Source organism: Streptomyces sp. 2114.4 (genome assembly GCF_900187385.1).
Lineage (GTDB): Bacteria > Actinomycetota > Actinomycetes > Streptomycetales > Streptomycetaceae > Streptomyces > Streptomyces mooreae.
Genome location: NZ_FYEY01000001.1, coordinates 6101518 through 6117782, shown reverse-complemented (window position 1 = coordinate 6117782; position 16265 = coordinate 6101518). Strand labels below are relative to the sequence as shown.

Below are 16265 nucleotides of genomic sequence, written 5' to 3'. Positions count from 1 at the left end.
CCACCCTGACGGGGCGTCGGCTACTGACATCATGCGCTCAACAACGGCGGCCGGACACGGCCTGCCCGCGCGGAGGGAGGGGACGTCACCATGGCAGTCAGCAATGCCGTCGGCGGCTCGGGAGGGCGGGGTCCGACCAGCGGGCCGTGGCGCAACTGGGCGGGCAATGTCACCGCCCGCCCCGCCCGGAGCGTGGCCCCGGCGAGCACCGAGGAGGTGGCGGCAGCGGTCCGCGCCGCCGCAGCGGACGGGCTGACGGTCAAGGCCGCCGGCACCGGCCACTCCTTCACCCCGGCCGCCGCCACCGACGGGCTGCTGATCCGCCCCGAGCGGCTGACCGGCGTCCGCTCGGTCAACCGCGAGGCCGGCACGGTGACGGTGGCGGCCGGTACACCGCTCAAGCACCTCAACGAGACGCTGGCCGCGCACGGACTGTCGCTGACCAACATGGGCGACATCATGGAGCAGACCGTCTCCGGGGCGACGTCCACCGGCACCCATGGCACCGGCCGCGATTCGGCGTCGCTCGCCGCCCAGATCACCGCCCTGGAGCTGGTCACCGCCGACGGCTCGGTCCTGGCCTGTTCCCCCGGGGAGAACCCCGAGGTCTTCGCCGCGGCGCGGCTGGGTCTGGGCGCGCTGGGCGTGATCAGCGAGCTGACCTTCGCCGTGGAGCCGGAGTTCTGGCTGACCGCCCGCGAGGAGCCGATGCCCTTCGACGAGGTGACGGACCGCTTCGACGAACTGGTCGCCGAGAACGAACACTTCGAGTTCTACTGGTTCCCGCACACCGGCAACTGCAACACCAAGCGCAACAACCGCAGCCAGGGTCCGGCGGCACCGCCCGGGAGGGTCAGCGGCTGGGTCGAGGACGAGCTGCTGTCCAACGGGGTCTTCCAGCTCGCCTGCGCCGTCGGGCGGGCGGTCCCGGCCGCCATACCGGGCATCGCCAAGATCTCCAGCCGCGCCCTGTCGGCCCGTACGTACACCGACATCCCGTACAAGGTGTTCACCTCGCCGCGGCGGGTGCGGTTCGTGGAGATGGAGTACGCACTGCCCCGGGCGGCCGCGGTGGCGGCACTGGGTGAACTCAAGGCCCTGGTGGAGCGCTCGGACTTCAAGGTCAGCTTCCCGGTGGAGGTGCGGACCGCGCCCGCCGACGACATCCCGCTGTCCACCGCTTCGGGCCGGGACACCGTCTACCTCGCCGTACACATGTACCGCGGGACACCGTACGGAGCGTATTTCGCGGCCGCCGAACGGATCATGACGGCACACGAGGGGCGGCCGCACTGGGGGAAGCTGCACACCCGCGACACCGCCTACCTTGCCGACGCCTATCCGCGGTTCGGGGAGTTCACCGCACTGCGCGACCGGCTGGACCCGGAACGCCGGTTCGCCAATGCCTATCTGCGGCGGGTCCTGGGGGACTGACCGACGACGGCCGCGGACCCGGCGCCCCGTGGTGGGCGACGGGCCGCGGGCGTTGCGGGTCCGCCTCGTCGGGACGGTCCTTGCCGGACCGGTGCCGGCTCAGGAAGCGCCGGGATCGGGGGCCGGTCCGCCGGACTGCTGTCCGTTCGGAGGGTCCCCCTGCCCTCCGGTGCCGGCCGGGCCGTCGCCGGAGCCGGTGTGTCCGTCACCGGCGGAACCGCTCGGGGACGGGTCCGGAGACGACGACGTGCCGGGATCCGGCGAGGTCGTGCCGCCGTCGGACGGACTCGGGTCCGGCGACGGCGTGCCGCCCTTGTCCGTACCGGTACCGCTGCCGGTGTCGCCCGAGTTGTCCGGCTCCGGGCTCCGGCGGTCTCCGCCGCCGTGCCGGCCGCCGCCGTCCGGGGAGTGACCGGAGCCGGGCGACTGCGGGGAACGGTGCTGCTGGCGCCCCCCTCCCCCGGGGTGGGTGAGATTGCTCAGGGTCGTGCCCTGCGCCCCGCTCGGCGTCTGCCCGGTGATCAGCTCGGTACCGGTGACCACCCCCATGGCGAGCGCGAAGACCGCGAGGGCACCGAGCGTCGGCCGCTTCCAGCCGCGCAGCCGCGTGCCGTATGTCGCGGTGCTCAGCTCCTCGGGCGGGCCACCGGGGTGTCGCGCGGCCGGAATGCCGGCCGGACGGGCAGCCGCCTGACCCAGCACCATGGTCCGGTCGTCGAGGCGCGGCACCAGTTGTGTCCGGTCGGCGGACCGCCCGGGGGCACTCCCGTCCACCGCGGGCAGGGCGCGGGTCGCCTCGGGGGCGGCGGCCCGCAGCAGCCGCGTCGCGTCATCCGCCGGCGGGGCGGGGTGGGCGCCTGCCGGGTCGCGCCGGCGGGCCTGCTCGGCCCGCGGGATCAGCTGCGTACGGGCGGTGCCGGGCGCGGACGCCCTGGCGGCGACGGAGGTGACCTTGTCCTCCGTGCCCCCCTTGTCGAAGGTCGGCAGCACCATCGTGGGGCCGGCCTGCCGGACATCCGGTGTGGTGGATCGAGTGCGGGCGGCGGAGGAGCGGCGCGGCTTCGGCCGGGTGGTGACCGTCGCCTCCTTGAGCTGTTCACCGGTGCGCCGGAACAGGTGCTGGAATATCGAGCCGCCAGTAGTGGCCACGACACTGACCACACCGGCGCCGATGATGGTTCCGTAGACGCCGAGCCGGCCCGCGAGGTACGCGGCGACCGCCGCGGCGAGCGCGCTGCCGGCCACCTGAGCAACGCTCAGGTCTATCCGCCTCTCCTTCTTCTTCGTGTCGCTTTCGGTTTCTTCGTCCATCTCCAACCTTTGATAGCCGCTTCGATCCATCCTGCATGGAGAAGTGACCATTCGGCGGAGCCAAAAGTTCCGATTTTGGGGAATCTGTGAAACTCGCCACCGACACGCCAGGTAGAGAGATCGACAAGACGACCCAACTCCGTTGCCCGCCCAGAAGTTCAGCGGCGCGGCGGTCCACCTCAGTGGTCCGAATGGAGTACTGTGGCGAGCCCTGGCCCCGGTTCCCGTCCGGCTGCCCGGAACCCATGGGAGGGGGCCATGAAGGCGGCACTCACACCGGGGCGCCGCCGCTCGGCACGGGTGAACGGCGACAGGACAAGCGGCATGGTCACTGAGCGTGGCGAACAGGTAACCGTGTCATAACGGCGTTTCAGGGCCAAGCCCCGACACGCCGGGCAACTCGGCAATGTTGTGGCAGGCTGCACCCGGGCAGGCCACACTCGACTAGCGGAAGCAGCGACGCGAGTGACGTCGGCAGGCACCACCCGGGAGGTCCCCATGCCCGAACTGCGTGTCGTGGCCGTCTCCAACGACGGCACACGGCTGGTGCTCAAAGCTGCGGACAGCACCGAGTACACGCTTCCGATCGACGAACGGCTGCGCGCCGCCGTCCGCAATGACCGTGCACGCCTCGGCCAGATCGAGATCGAGGTCGAGAGCCACCTGCGCCCGCGGGACATCCAGGCCCGTATAAGAGCCGGTGCCTCCGCCGAGGAGGTCGCCCAGCTCGCCGGCATCCCCGTCGACCGGGTGCGCCGCTTCGAGGGCCCGGTGCTCGCCGAGCGCGCCTTCATGGCCGAGCGGGCCCGCAAGACCCCGGTACGGCGCCCCGGCGAGAACACCGGTCCGCAGCTCGGCGAGGCGGTGGCGGAGCGACTGCTGCTGCGCGGCGCCGACAAGGACAGCGTCCAGTGGGACTCCTGGCGCCGCGACGACGGCACCTGGGAGGTGCTGCTGGTCTACCGCGTCGCCACCGAACCGCACTCGGCGAGCTGGACGTACGACCCGCCGCGGCGTCTCGTCCAGGCTGTGGACGACGAGGCGCGGGCGCTGATCGGCGAGAGCGACGACACGCCCGAGCCGAGCTTCCCGTTCGTGCCGCGGATCGCACGGCTCCCACGCGACCGGCCGCTGGACCGTGCGTTGGACCGGCAGTCGTCCGAGCGCGGCGAGCGCGCGGCGCAGTCCGGTGACGACGACGGCGAGCCGCAGGTCGCGGAGGAGGCCGTCGGCGAGCGGGATTCGCTGACCAGCCTGCTGGAGGCGGTGCCGAGCTTCCGTGGCGACATGGTCGTTCCGGAGGCCGTGAAGTCGGCACAGAGCGACGAGGAGTCCGAGGCCGAGGTCGAGGAGCCGCCCGCCCCGGCGGCGAGTGCGGGTGCGGGTTCCGCATACGCCGATGTACTGATGCCACGCGCGGTGGCCGGCCATCGCGACCGGCTGACCGGGACGACGGACCGGCAGGCCGAGGCGGACGGTGTACGACCCGGCCGCCGCGCCGCGGTGCCCAGCTGGGACGAGATCGTCTTCGGCACCCGGCGCAAGAAGCCGGAGTAACGGGAGGGCCGTTGAGGCCTTTCCCGACGCGTCACGCACCGTCCGCCCGCCTCCTGGAATTCAGGGAGCGGGCGGATGCCGTGGTGCGACGCCCCGTTAGGGGCCCCGGCGGGGGCTCAGCCAGGCTGCGGGCCGGTGGCGACGGGGCGGGACGGGTCGGCCGACCATTCGCTCCAGGAGCCGACGTACAGGGCGGCGGGGACACCCGCGACCGCGAGGGCCAGTACCTCATGTGCGGCGGAGACCCCGGAGCCGCAGTACACACCGACCTCCGCCTTCGGCGTGGCGCCCAGCGACGCGAAACGCTCGGCCAGTTCCGACGCGTCGCGGAAGACGGTGCCCCCCTCGACGACGTTCTCGGTCGTCGGGGCGGACACGGCGCCCGGGATATGGCCGGCGACCTTGTCGATCGGCTCGACCTCACCGCGGTAGCGCTCGGCGGCGCGCGCGTCCAGCAGGACTCCGCGGCGGGCGAGGGCGGCCGCGTCATCCGCCCGCAGCAGCGCCAGGCCGCCGGGCACCGGGGTGAAATCACCTTCCTGCGGAGTCGATTGATCGACACTCAGGGCGCCGCCGGCCGCCTCCCAGGCGGCGAGGCCGCCGTCCAGGACGCGTACGTCGGGGTGGCCGGTCCAGCGCAGCAGCCACCAGGCGCGGGCGGCCGCCCAGCCCTGGCCGCCGTCGTAGACGACCACCGGGTGGTCCGCGCGGACGCCGGCGGCCCGCATGGCCTCGGTGAAGACATCGAGATCGGGCAGCGGGTGCCGGCCACCCGGGCCGGGAGGCGAGGCCAGCTCGCTCTCGAGGTCGACGTAGACCGCGCCGGGCACATGACCGGCCTCGTACACGGGGCGACCGGGCGGGCCGCCCATCTGGTAGCGGACGTCCAGGAGGACCGGAGCAGTGGGCCGCTCCAGCTCGCTCGCGAGTTCGGTAGCGGTGATGATGGCATTCATGGGACTCATCCTTGCGTAGCGACGGCTACGTACAGAAGGTAGGCACCCACCCTCCGTATGACGCAGTTACGTCCTGCCGTAACGCCGCTGAGGCGGATCGGAAACGTCAAAGCGGGCATTCTCCCTCGCGAACCGGCCATGGACGGCGCGGCCGGGGCGCTCACCAGGTCACCGGGTGCGAGCATCTGCTCGGGACCCGCGCCCGTGGCGCAGAGGGTCAGTACCCGACGCTCCGAGGAGAGAGTGACCATGACCACCGAGGCAGCGACCCGGCGGATGCCCGGCGCGCCCTGCTGGGTGAGCCTCCTGGCCCACAGCCTGTCCGCGACGCAGGAATTCTACGGCGCGCTGTTCGGCTGGGAGTTCCGCCCGGGACCGCAGCATTTCGGTCCGTACGCCCGGGCCTTCCTCCACGGCCGGGAAGTCGCCGGGCTCGGCGAACTGGTGCCCGACCGCCATCTCCCGGTCGCCTGGACCACGTACCTCGCGAGCGATGACGCGGACGCGACCGCCGAGCAGATCCGGTCCTGCGGCGGGACGGTGGGCGTCGGGCCCCTGGACGCGGACGATGACGCGGGGCGGATGGCGATCGCGTCCGACCCGCAGGGCGCGATCTTCGGCATCTGGCAGGGCAGGTCGGTGGCGGGCACCACGATCACCGGTGAACTGGGCACCCCGGCATGGAACGAGCTGGTCACCCGGGACACGAGCTCCGTCCTGACGTTCTACGAGCATGTCTTCGGCTACGAGGCGGAACCGGTGATCTCGGCGGGCTTCGACTATCTGACACTGCATCTCAAGGAACACCCGGTGGCCGGTATCCGCGGCGTGGGCAACGCCCTGCCACCCGACCGGGGTTCCCACTGGATGACGCACTTCGCCGTCTCCGACACGGACGCGGCGGCCCGCCGGGTCACCGAGCTGGGCGGCCAGGTGCTGCAGCCGGCCCGGGACTCCGCCCACGGACGGCTGGCGACGGTCTGCGACAGCGAGGGCGCCGTCTTCACGGTCGTCCAGCGGGACTGAGGGACGGTCACACCGGGGTCCGCCCCGCGGCCGCGCCTACTTCGCGCTGTCGACCGGCAGTACGTCCGGGGAGAGCGCGGCCGCCCGGGCGGCCGCCGAGGTCTGACGGCGACGGTGGTGACGCCGGCACAGCACCTCGTAGCCGACCTCGGTGTGGGGGCCGTCCACGTCACCGACGACATCGCCCACCACGACCTGAGCACCCTCGACGACCATCCGGCCGTCGACCGTACGGGCGTTGTGCGTGGCGCGGGCGCCGCACCAGCACAGCGCCTCGACCTGCAGCACCTCTATGCGGTCGGCCAGTTCGACCAGCCTCTGGGAGCCGGGGAACAGCTTGCTGCGGAAGTCGGTGGTGATGCCGAAGGCGAAGACGTCCAGTTCGAGGTCGTCGACGATGCGGGCGAGCTGGTCGATCTGTTCGGGGACGAGGAACTGTGCCTCGTCGGCGATGACATAGTCGACCCGGCCGCCGGCGGAGAGATGGTCGACGACATGCGTGTAGAAGTCCATGCCGTGCGCCGCCTCGACGGCCTCGGTCACCAGGCCGAGGCGGGAGGAGAGCTTGCCGCGGCCGGCCCGGTCGTTGCGGCTGTAGATCATGCCTTGCAGGCCGCGGGAGGAGCGGTTGTGCTCGATCTGCAGAGCAAGTGTCGACTTTCCGCAGTCCATCGTTCCGGAGAAGAACACCAGCTCGGGCATGGGGTGTTGCGGGCCTTTCGGGCTCGTTTACGGAAGGGGGGCGTGCGGGCGGCGGACCGCGCGGGTCAGGTGCGCACTTCCAGGAGCGGCACCAGCTGCTCCACCGGCGTCATCGAACCGTGCATCCCGACCATCTCCGATTCACGGGGCTCCCGTTCGGTCGCGATGATCACCATATCGGCGTGCGCGGCCGCGACGACATCGCCGATCCGGGCGCGCACCCGGTCGTCGACGGACGGTCCGAACCACCCTGCGGCGATGGCCTCTTCGCGACTCGCCACCCACATCTGCTCACCGACCACCTCGCGCCACACGGCGAGCACATCCGCGGCCGCGCCCGGGTGGGCGTACACATGGCGGGCCCGGCCCTCGCCCCCCAACAGGCGTACGCCGGCGCGCAGTTCCCAGTCCTCGTCGAAGTCGATCCGGGACTCGGGGTCGAAGGGGATGTCGATCATGCCGTGGTCGGCGGTGATGTACAGCGCGCTGCGTGGCGGCAGTTGCTCCGCCAGCCGCTGGGCGAGCCGGTCGACGTACATCACCTGGCCGCGCCAGGCGTCGGAGTCGACGCCGTAGCGGTGCCCCTTGCCGTCCACCTCGGAGTAGTACGTGTAGACCAGCGAACGGTCACCGGCGGCAAGCTGCTCGGCGGCGAGGTCCATCCGCTCCTCGCCGGAGAGCCGGCCGTGGAAGGTGCCGCCGCTCAGCGCGATCTGGGTGAGCGGGGTGCGCTGGAAGTCCGGTGCGGAGACCTGGCAGGTGTGGATCCCGGCGGCGTCCGCGCGCTGGAAGACCGTCGGGTACGGCTGCCAGAGGTGTGGTTCGGTCCACGGGTACCAGCGCAGCTGGTTCATCAGGGCGCCGGTGGCCGGGTCCTCGCAGGTGTAGCCGGGCAGGCCATGGGCGCCCGGCGGCAGGCCGGTGCCGACCGAGGCGAGCGAGGTGGCGGTGGTGGACGGGAAGCCCGCGGTGAGCGGGCGGCCGCTGCCGTTGAACGACGTGTCCAGGAGGGAGGTGAGGAACGGCGCCTCCTCCGGGTGGGCCCGCAGCAGTTCCCAGCCGAGGCCGTCGATCAGGAAGACGCAGGCCCGGTCTGCGGGCGCCAGCTCCATCGAGGTGGCGAAGCCGGTCATACCGAGCCCCGTGGCGATGGTGGGCAGCAGGTCGGCGAGCGAGCCGGTGCCGTACCGCGGCACCGGGGCGCCGAGCGGGTCGAGCGGTTCGGGTTCCGGCCAGGCGGGGGCGATGTGGACCATCAGCGGGGGGCGGGGGTGGCCGCGGTGGCCTCGGAGAGCGCCTGGGCGAAGGTGAGCGTCTCGCGCACCGAGTCCGGTCCGTCACCGGCCTCGCTGACCCGCAGCGAGAGGTCGTCGGCGGTGGAGGAGCCCGTGTAGCCGTGATCCGCCTCGCAGTTGGGGTCGCCGCAGGCGGCGGGCTCCAGGTCCAGGCGGGCGACCGCGCCCCAGCCGATGGTCAGCACGACCTCGCGGGGCAGCCGGCCCGGGGTGTAGGACTCGGGGTTGGCGACCACCCGGCTGAGCACCACGGAGGAGATCCGGCTCAGCTTGACGGATTCGGTGGAGGTGGTGGCGTACGGCGACGGGGAGGTGGCGTCGGCGGCCTGCTCGTCGGTGTGACTGACGATGAAGCGGGTGCCGGTCAGGACCAGGACCGTGACATGGCGGCGGACCTCGTTGGCGTCGAAGGTCGTCTCCTGGTGGACGAGGTACGACGTCACGGGCTCGCCGCCGACCGCGGCCTGCACCGCCTCGGCCACGAGCGTCGGGTAATAGCCGCTGCGCTCGATCGCCGCGCGCAGCCCCTGGGTCGTCGTACCGGTCTTAGCCATGGGGTCCATCTTACGGGGCGTACCGGGCCGCGAGAGCCTCAGTAGACGGGCAGCCGGCGGGGGCCGAGGTCAGTGGTGGCGGGGGCCCTGGCCAGGCGCACGGTCGCCCCCAGTACGGAAAGGCCGTGCGGGGCGACGACGACCGGTTCGAGGTCGACGCCGACGACCTCGGGGTGGTCGTCGACGAGCCGGGAGACGCGGAGCAGCACCTCGGCCAGGGCCGCGGTGTCCACGGGCTGGGAGCCGCGCCAGCCGAACAGCAGCGGGGCGGCGCGGATCGAGCGGATCTGTTCGGTGACCTCGCGGTCGGTGGCGGGGATGAGGCGGTGGGCGATATCGCCGAGCAGCTGGGAGGGCGCCCCGGCCAGGCCGAAGGAGAGCACGGCACCGGCGGCCGGGTCGATGGCGGCACGGATGACCGTGTCGACGCCGCGCGGCACCATCGACTGGACGACCGGGCGCAGCTCCTCCGGAGAGCCCAGGAAATCGGTCAGTTCGGCATAGGTGCGGCGGAGTTCGGACTCACCAGCGATATCGAGACGCACTCCGCCGAGGTCGGCGCGGTGACGCAGATGGGGTGCGGTGGTTTTCAGGGCCACCGGATAGCCGAGGCGGGCGGCGGCGCGGACGGCGGTGTCCGGGTCGGGGGCCGGCAGGACGGGCCGGGTGTGGATGCCGTAACGGGCGAGCAGGGCTTCGGCGTCCTGGGGCGGCACCGGGACGGAGCGGCCCGTGGGGGCGTCGGGGGTGAGCCGGTCGAGCAGGCGCTCGATGTCGGCGCCGGCCGCCGCCTCCTGGATGTCGTCGTATTCGGGCACCCGGCCCGGCTCGGCGGCCTCCCGGCGCCATGCGGCGTAGCGGACGGCCTCGGCGAGAGAGCGCACGGCGCGCTCGGCGGCGGGGTAGGCGGGGATACGGAGCGACGCCGGGCGGGGCCGGGGCGGGGTGGCGGCGGCGTCGCGGGCCGGCTCCGGCCGGCGTGCGGCGAGGGTGGGCGGCGGGCCCGGGGGGAGCGGGGGGCGTGAGCGATTCGCCGGGGGGTGCGGGGGCCATGGGGGCTGCAGGGGCTCGGCGGGCCGGGCCGACGCGGGGTCCGGGCTCCCGGGGCGGGCCGGCTCGCCCCGGGCGGGCGCAGCGGGCGCGTGCGACGGCGACTGGGCGGGTGCCGGTGCCGGTGCCGGTGCCGGTGCCGGTGCCGGTGCCGGTGCCGGTGCCGGTGCCGGTGCCGCGAGTGTTTCGGCCAGATCGTCCATGGCGAGGTGGACGACCGTCACCGGCTTCTCCGGATGCGCCTCGGCCGCGGTCCGCAGCGCGGCGGCGAGTGCGACGCCTTCGCTGTCGGCCGGGGAGACGGCGGCCCCCTCCCCCACCCAGGGGATGGCCGTGACGACGACGGCATCGCAGCCGGCGCCGGACAGCGCCTCGGTGAGCGCGGCCCGGAAGTCGTCCGCTGTCGCCGCGGAGGGCAGCACCCGGGGACTCTGCGGGCGCAGTCCTTCGGTCAGGCAGGCGTCGTAGGCGAGCAGCGCCAGCGACTCGGAGTTGCCGAGGATGGCGATGCGCGGGCCGGCCGGCAGCGGCTGGGAGGCCAGGAGCAGACCGGCGTCGATCAGCTCGGTGACCGTGTCGACGCGGATCACGCCGGCCTGGCGCATCAGGGCGGCGACGGTGCTGTCGGGGACCCGGACCGTGGGCACGGCGTGACCGGGCGGAGCCGTGCCGTTGTGCCGGGCCCCCTTGGCGACCACGACCGGTTTGACGGCGGCGGTGCGGCGGGCGAGCCGGGCGAATTTGCGCGGGTTGCCGATGGATTCCAGGTAGAGGATCACGACATCGGTGTCCGGGTCGTCGTACCAATACTGGAGCAGGTCGTTGCCGGAGACATCGGCGCGGTTGCCGGCCGAGACGAAGGCGGAGATGCCGGCGATCCCGCCGTCACCGGGGCCGCGCGCATGCAGCCCGCTGAGCAGGGCGATACCGATGGCACCGGACTGGGTGAACAGGCCGATGTGACCGGCGCCGGGCATCCGGGGGGCGAGGGAGGCGTTCAGCCGGACGTCGGGGGCGGTGTTGATCAGGCCGAAGGCATTGGGGCCGATGAGCCGCATGCCGTACGAGCGGGCCTGGCGGAGCAGGGCGCGCTGTCGCTCCCGGCCGTCCGGGCCCGCCTCGGCGTAACCCGAGGACAGGATCAGCACGCCCTGGACACCGTGTTCACCGCAGTCGCGGACCACGTCGGGGACGCTGTCCGCGGGGACGGCGATGACGGCGAGGTCCACCGGGTCGGGGATCTCCCGCAGGGAGCGGACGGCCGGCACCTCTTCGGGCTGCAGCCGCTGCATGCCTTCGGGGAAGGCGTGGTTGACGGCGTGCACCCGGCCCGTGAAGCCGGATTCCAGGAGGCTGCGCAGCGCGGTACGCCCGACGCCTCCGGGGGCGCGGCCGGCACCGATGACGGCGACCGAGCCCGGGGCGAGCAGCCGCTGTACGGAGCGGGCCTCGGCGCGCTGCTCGCGGCCGCGCATCACGGCCATGGACTGCTCGGTCGGCTCCAGATCGAACTCCAGGCGGACCACACCGTCTTCGAAGGTGCGCTTGTGGGTGTAGCCGGCGTCCGTGAAGACCTTGATCATCTTGGAGTTCGCGGGAAGCACCTCGGCGGCGAACCGGCGGATGCCTCGCTCGCGGGCGACGGCCGCGATGTGCTCCAGGAGGGCGGAGGCGACACCGCGGCCCTGATGGGCGTCCTGGACGAGGAAGGCAACCTCGGCCTGGTCGTCCTCGGGGCTCTTGGCCGGCAACCCCTGGTCGTTGATCCGGTCGTAGCGGACGGTGGCGATGAACTCGCCGCCGACGGTGGCGGCGAGCCCTACCCGGTCGATGTAGTCGTGGTGGGTGAAACGGTGCACGTCACGGTCGGACAGGCGCGGATAGGGCGCGAAGAAGCGGTAGTACTTCGACTCGTCCGAGACCTGTTCGTAGAAGGAGACCAGCCGCTCGGCGTCGTCGGGGGTGATGGGGCGGATCCGCGCCGTGCCGCCGTCACGCAGCACCACGTCGGCCTCCCAGTGGGTCGGGTATGCGTGGTCGTGCGGCTGGTGCATGCGGACAGCGTACGACCGGCCACCGACAACCGGCTCGTCGCGCGTACGCTCGGGATGCGGGGCAGGCTGAGGATGCCGTACGGACGTACGCTCGGTCGGCCTGCCGGACCTCCCTCGGGGAGACCAGTGGCCGCAAAAGGCCAGGACAAAGGGCTGCCCAGCACTCCCGGCAGCGTGAGAGACTGGTCTAGACAACAGTCACGACTTTGAAGGGCAACACCATGGCAGAGCGCCGCGTCAATGTCGGTTGGGCCGAGGGCCTGCACGCCCGCCCCGCGTCGATCTTCGTCCGTGCGGCCACCGCCTCCGGCGTCCCCATGACGATCGCCAAGGCTGATGGCAACCCCGTCAACGCGGCCTCCATGCTCGCGGTCCTGGGCCTGGGTGCCCAGGGCGGTGAGGAGATCGTGCTGGCCTCCGACGCCGAGGGTGCCGAGGAGGCACTCGACCGTCTGGCCAAGCTCGTCGCCGAGGGTCTCGAGGAGCTTCCCGAGACCGTCTGAGCCCTCCAGGACTTCTGCTGCTGCGGCCCCGCCGCGGCGACCGGTGACCGGTTGCCGCGGCGGGGCCGTTTCACTGTGCCCGGGATATCGGAGACGATTCCTCGATATCGGGGACGCAAAAAAGAAAGCGTGCGCTATTCAATTCCCCCGATGCGCACCTATGGCAGCACGCATGGCGGCGCAGCGCTTATTGCCAGCACAGCACGCATGGCGACACACATACATCTTGAATGCCGACGGGGACGAAACTGCAATCTCGCCCCCTCCCGAATCCCCTTCCGCACTTCTTTGTATACGGGGCGATTGTTAAGGGCGGGCGCGGACTGTGTTGACGGGCGGTTTCGGATCCCTCACCTCTGTCCTGGCGGGGCGACGGAGCCGGTACACCGGGAGTGCGCGTTCGACATGAGCCGCCATCAGGGCACGGGCCCGTTCCGCATCTCTCCGGGCCACCGCGTCCAGCACCGCGCCGTGTTCGTCCCACGACTCCCCCGTGCGGGCGGGCAGTTCCACGGCGTACATCCACTCGATCTTGCGCCGCAGCTGGGTCAGCAGCGCCGTCAGGCTGGGGCTGCCGGCCGCCTGGGCCAGCGTCTCGTGGAACCAGCCGTCCAGTTGGCGCAGATCAGCCGCGCTGCCGTGACGGGCCCGCTCACGGCCGAGCCGTACCAGGCCGCGGAGCACCTTGAGGTGAGCCGGGCTGCGGCGGACGGCCGCGCGGGCGGCGCCCAGCGGCTCCAACAGGGCGCGGACGTCGAGGAGATCGGCGGCCTCCTGCTCGGTGGGCTCGGCGACGCAGGCGCCCGCGTGGTGGCGGGTGGTGACAAACCCTTCGGACTGCAGGGTTCGCAGCGCCTCACGGACCGGCACTCTGGAAACGCCGTACCGGGCCGCAAGGATCTCTTCGATCAGCCGGCTCCCCGGCGCCAGCGCACCGGAGACAATGTCATCGCGAATCGCCGTGCACACCGCATGAGCGGAAATATGGCCTCGCATCTTCCGTGCCTCCGCCGTAATCCCCTGGAAACGCCGCCGGTCGGCGCCTTTTCCGTGACTCTATTCGACCGGAACGCCTTTCCGGTGGACTCCGGTTATTCAGGGAAATTTTTTGGCCGGAAGTTGGCGGGAGGGCTCGGCATATCCCCGGCTCCACGGCCGCGGCGCCGGATACGCCGAAGCCCCGGCCGTGGAGCCGGGGCTTCGGGCGGACGCTCGGCGCGACGCGGCCCCTGTGAGGAGCGCGGGCGGGCAGGGCGGAAGGTCAGACGTTGACGCCGTGCGAGTGCAGGTACGCGACCGGGTCGATGTCCGAGCCGTAGTCGGCGCCGGTGCGGGCCTCGAAGTGCAGGTGCGGGCCGGTGGCGTTGCCGGTGGCGCCGGAGAGGCCGATCTGCTGGCCCGGGGTGACGTGCTGGCCGACCGAAACGCCGAGCGACGACAGGTGACCGTACTGGGTGTACGTACCGTCACTCATCTTGATCACGATGTTGTTGCCGTACGAGCCGCCCCAGCCGGCCTCGACGACGGTGCCCGTGCCGACGGCGTGGACGGAGGTGCCGGAGGCGGCGTGGAAGTCGATGCCCGTGTGGCTGCCCGAGGACCACAGGCCGCTGGAGGCCTTGTAGGAGGTGGACACGTAGGAGTCGGCAACGGGGGCGACGAAGGTGTTGAGGCGCTTGCGCTCCGCCTCACGGGCGGCGCGTTCCTTGGCCTTGCGGGCGGCCTCGACGCGCCGCTTGGCCTCCTCGGCCTGCTTCTTGGCCACGGCCTCCGCCTTCGCCTTCGCCGCCGCGGCCTCCGCCTCGGCCTGCTGCTCGTCGGCCTGGGCCGCGACATGGTTGGCGAGCTCGTCACCGAGCACCACGGCATGCTGCAGACCGGTGTCGTGGGTGCGGGCCTCGTCCGTGGCCGCCAGCGCCGGCGAGGCCACGGAGGCGACCACGCCGCCGGCCGCGAGGGTGGCTATGCCGGCGATGTTGCGGGTCGTCCGAACGGGGCGGCTCGTACGACGGTGCTTCCCGGTGGCACGGATGAACGCCATGTACTGGCTTGTCCTTTCCCTCCTTCTCGCCTACCGGGTTAGCTGACGGGTTCGGAGCAGGAAGGTCTCCTACGGGCTCCTCCGGAGGGGAGTCCGATTCACCCCAAGGGACTCTGGGTCCCCGGCTCCCCAGGCTCGCGCCGTACGGGGACTCGGCGATGACTGTCCGGTGCCACGGTTGTGGCGGAGTTGTGACGGACAGCCGGACCGACGCTAAACGGGGCAACTTTCAATCGGCAAACAGAACCGCTTTTTTGTGCGGGATGCCACAAGAACCGAGGCACCGGACGCAATAAACCGGACATACGGCAACTCCCGTGGCGGACCGCCGCCACGGGAGCTGCTTTGTCGATATGTGACCTTCCGTCACATGGCGGCACTAGCCGCCGACGACCGTCACCTCACCGATGCCCAGCGCCTTGACGGGCTCGGCGATCTGCGCCGCATCGCCCACCAGGACCGTCACCAGCCGGTCCACGGGGAAGGCGTTGACGGCCGCCGCGGTCGCCTCCACCGTGCCGGTCTCCGCGAGGCGGACGTACAGCTGCGCCTGGAAGTCGTCCGGGAGGTGCTGCTCCACCTGGTCGGCGAGGGTGCCGGCGACGGCTGCCGCGGTCTCGTACTTCAGCGGCGCGACCCCGACGAGGTTCTGTACGGCGACATCCCGTTCGTCGTCCGTCAGCCCCTCTGCCGCGAGGGTGCGCAGCACGTTCCACAGGTCGTCGAGCGCCGGGACGGTGGAAGCGGTGTCCACCGACCCGCTGATGGCGAGCAGTGAGGCGCCCGTGGCCCCCTCGGGGGACGTGGGGGCGGTGGAGCGCAGCACCTGGCCGAAGGCGCGCACCCCGTAGGTGTAGCCCTTCTCCTCGCGCAGAACACGGTCCAGACGGGAGGTGAGGGTGCCGCCCAGGCAGTACGTGCCGAGGACCTGCGCGGGCCACACCCGGTCGTGCCGGTCGGCGCCGATACGCCCGATGAGCAGCTGCGTCTGGACGGCGCCCGGGCGGTCCACGATCACCACGCGGCCGGTGTCGTCGGCGACGATCGGCGAGGCCTTCAGCGGCTCGGCCGACGAGCCGCGCCACGCGCCGAGCGTCTCGGCGAGCGCGGCGTCCAGGTCGACCCCGGTGAAGTCACCGACGATGACGGCAGTGGCCGTCGCGGGCCGTACATGGGCGTCATAGAAGGCGCGCACGGCTGCGGCATCGACGCGCCCGACGGTCTCCTCGGTGCCCTGGCGCGGCCGCGACATGCGGGACGTGGCCGGGAACAGCTCCTTGGACAGCGCCATCGCCGCGCGCCGGGCCGGGTTGGCGAGCTCGTGCGGGATCTCGTCGAGACGGTTGCGCACCAGCCGCTCGACCTCGCTCTCCGGGAAGGCGGGAGCGCGCAGCGCGTCGGCGAGCAGGCCGAGCGCGCGCGGCAGCCGGGATGCCGGCACCTCGAGGGAGACCCGTACGCCCGGGTGGTCGGCGTGCGCGTCCAGGGTGGCGCCGCAGCGCTCCAGCTCGGCGGCGAACTCCTCCGCGTCATGCTTGTCGGTGCCCTCCGACAGCGCACGCGCCATGATCGTGGCAACGCCGTCCAGGCCCTCGGGTTCGGCCTCCAGGGGAGCGACGAGGTTGATCTCGACGGCGACGACCTGCTGGCCGGGGCGGTGGCTGGTCAGGAGGGTGAGCCCGTTGGGCAGTTGGCTGCGGTCGGGGGCCGGGAAGGCCCACGGCCTGGGTGCGCCGCCCTGGGGCTGCGGGTGAAAGTCCATGCTGCTCACGGGGGAATCGG

General features: G+C 72.2%; 13 protein-coding genes and 1 riboswitch. Of the genes, 4 read left to right on the top strand and 9 right to left on the bottom strand.

The window, feature by feature from the left end; all coding sequences use genetic code 11:
• The first annotated feature begins 90 nt into the window (after window positions 1–90).
• Complete coding sequence (locus tag CFW40_RS26945) at window positions 91–1434, top strand: D-arabinono-1,4-lactone oxidase (RefSeq protein WP_088800451.1); 1344 nt, start codon at window positions 91–93, stop codon at window positions 1432–1434.
• A 99-nt stretch (window positions 1435–1533) separates the two neighbouring features.
• Here the strand turns inward: CFW40_RS26945 and CFW40_RS26940 are convergent, their stop codons facing one another.
• Complete coding sequence (locus CFW40_RS26940) at window positions 1534–2745, bottom strand: hypothetical protein (protein WP_088800450.1); 1212 nt, start codon at window positions 2743–2745, stop codon at window positions 1534–1536.
• Between the two features lie 498 nt (window positions 2746–3243).
• Here CFW40_RS26940 and sepH point away from each other — a divergent pair, with 498 nt between their 5' ends.
• On the top strand, window positions 3244–4302 hold the full coding sequence (gene sepH, locus CFW40_RS26935) for a septation protein SepH (RefSeq protein WP_088800449.1): 1059 nt from the start codon (window positions 3244–3246) through the stop codon (window positions 4300–4302).
• Between the two features lie 116 nt (window positions 4303–4418).
• Here sepH and CFW40_RS26930 read toward each other — a convergent pair whose 3' ends face one another.
• Entirely contained in the window at window positions 4419–5258 is an 840-nt protein-coding gene (locus CFW40_RS26930) for a sulfurtransferase (RefSeq protein WP_088800448.1), read from the bottom strand.
• Window positions 5259–5507: 249 nt separating this feature from the next.
• Between CFW40_RS26930 and CFW40_RS26925 the strand changes: the two genes are divergently transcribed.
• On the top strand, window positions 5508–6284 hold the full coding sequence (locus CFW40_RS26925) for a VOC family protein (protein WP_088800447.1): 777 nt from the start codon (window positions 5508–5510) through the stop codon (window positions 6282–6284).
• A gap of 36 nt (window positions 6285–6320) precedes the next feature.
• Here CFW40_RS26925 and CFW40_RS26920 read toward each other — a convergent pair whose 3' ends face one another.
• The 4 genes from CFW40_RS26920 to CFW40_RS26905 all read right to left on the bottom strand — a co-directional run bounded on the left by CFW40_RS26920 (window position 6321) and on the right by CFW40_RS26905 (window position 11939).
• A complete protein-coding gene (locus tag CFW40_RS26920; RefSeq protein ID WP_088800446.1) occupies window positions 6321–6986 on the bottom strand; it encodes a thymidine kinase in 666 nt (221 codons plus the stop codon).
• Between the two features lie 65 nt (window positions 6987–7051).
• Complete coding sequence (locus CFW40_RS26915; RefSeq protein WP_088800445.1) at window positions 7052–8242, bottom strand: alkaline phosphatase family protein; 1191 nt, start codon at window positions 8240–8242, stop codon at window positions 7052–7054.
• Entirely contained in the window at window positions 8242–8835 is a 594-nt protein-coding gene (locus CFW40_RS26910; RefSeq protein WP_088802386.1) for a DUF5998 family protein, read from the bottom strand. Before CFW40_RS26910 ends, CFW40_RS26915 begins: the two co-directional genes overlap by 1 nt.
• Before the next feature lie 38 nt (window positions 8836–8873).
• Window positions 8874–11939 (bottom strand): GNAT family N-acetyltransferase, encoded by a 3066-nt coding sequence (locus tag CFW40_RS26905; protein WP_088800444.1) that lies wholly within the window; start codon window positions 11937–11939, stop codon window positions 8874–8876.
• A gap of 221 nt (window positions 11940–12160) precedes the next feature.
• On the opposite strand from CFW40_RS26905, the gene CFW40_RS26900 reads away from it, so the two are divergent.
• The gene (locus CFW40_RS26900; RefSeq protein WP_030990508.1) at window positions 12161–12442 is read left to right on the top strand and encodes an HPr family phosphocarrier protein; all 282 of its coding nucleotides are present in this window, start codon (window positions 12161–12163) and stop codon (window positions 12440–12442) included.
• A 306-nt stretch (window positions 12443–12748) separates the two neighbouring features.
• Here the strand turns inward: CFW40_RS26900 and CFW40_RS26895 are convergent, their stop codons facing one another.
• The 3 genes from CFW40_RS26895 to CFW40_RS26885 form a co-directional block, all read right to left on the bottom strand.
• Window positions 12749–13438, bottom strand: coding sequence for a GntR family transcriptional regulator (locus CFW40_RS26895; protein WP_088800443.1), 690 nt, complete (start codon window positions 13436–13438; stop codon window positions 12749–12751).
• Between the two features lie 265 nt (window positions 13439–13703).
• Window positions 13704–14483 (bottom strand): M23 family metallopeptidase, encoded by a 780-nt coding sequence (locus CFW40_RS26890; RefSeq protein WP_088800442.1) that lies wholly within the window; start codon window positions 14481–14483, stop codon window positions 13704–13706.
• A 12-nt stretch (window positions 14484–14495) separates the two neighbouring features.
• A riboswitch (cyclic di-AMP (ydaO/yuaA leader) is annotated at window positions 14496–14651 on the bottom strand.
• A gap of 211 nt (window positions 14652–14862) precedes the next feature.
• The gene (locus CFW40_RS26885; protein ID WP_088802385.1) at window positions 14863–16245 is read right to left on the bottom strand and encodes a pitrilysin family protein; all 1383 of its coding nucleotides are present in this window, start codon (window positions 16243–16245) and stop codon (window positions 14863–14865) included.
• Window positions 16246–16265 lie beyond the last annotated feature (20 nt).